1 pseudogene is annotated in these 735 nt (G+C 78.8%); it reads right to left on the bottom strand.

Annotated elements, in window-relative coordinates:
* Window positions 1-735 (bottom strand): annotated as a pseudogene (locus tag GL263_RS27510) (hypothetical protein); the annotation flags it as partial.

The raw sequence follows: 735 nt of genomic DNA, 5'->3' as shown, positions 1-735 counted from the left end.
TGCGAGGTAGCGCCAGCCGGGCAGGGCGGGGATGCCGTGCTCGCCGAGGTACTCGACGGTGTCGAGCACGTCGCGGCTGGGCGGCAGCAGTCCGCCGTCGCCGAGTGCGCCGAGGATGCGGTTGTCGTCGGCGGCCTCGGTTCGCAGGTCGAACATCTGGCGTTCGGCGCCGCCGACCCGCTCCTCCAAGAGCGCGATCAGTTCCCCGGCCGCCGCGTCGACCTCCTGGGCCGTCAGCGGGCCGTCCGCTCCGAGGAGTTCGACGAGGCGGGGCTCGGCGCCGAGTGCGGCGGCGGCTTCGGCTTCGGCGGTGTGCGCGGCCTGCGCGGCGCGTGCGGCGTCGGCGGCGCGGGCGGCGGCCAGTTCCCGGCGACCGAGTTCCGCGGCGGTCTCCCGGTCGCGTTCGGCGGTGGCGGTGGCGGCCTGGCGGGCCTGCTCGCAGGCGGCGGCCGCGCTCGCGGCGGCGTCGCCGGCGGCCAGGGCGGCGCGCGCCGGGTCGCCTTCCGCGTCGGGGGGCAGCCAGCCGGCGAGGACGGCCTGCTCGGTTTCCTGGGCCAGCTCGGTGAGGCGCTGCCGCAGGTGCTCGCTCTCGCTGCGGGCGCGTTGGGCGGCGGTCGCGGCGGCGGTGGCGTCGCGGTGCGCGGTCTCGGCGACGTCCTGGAGGGCGGTGGAGCGTTCCTCGCCCTCGGTGGCGGCGCGTTCGCTCTCGGCCGCGGCGGCGTCCAGGGCCCGTAC

Origin of the sequence: Streptomyces durbertensis (assembly GCF_014156695.1) — a bacterium.
GTDB lineage: Bacteria > Actinomycetota > Actinomycetes > Streptomycetales > Streptomycetaceae > Streptomyces > Streptomyces durbertensis.
This window is presented reverse-complemented; position numbering and strand designations above follow the sequence as displayed.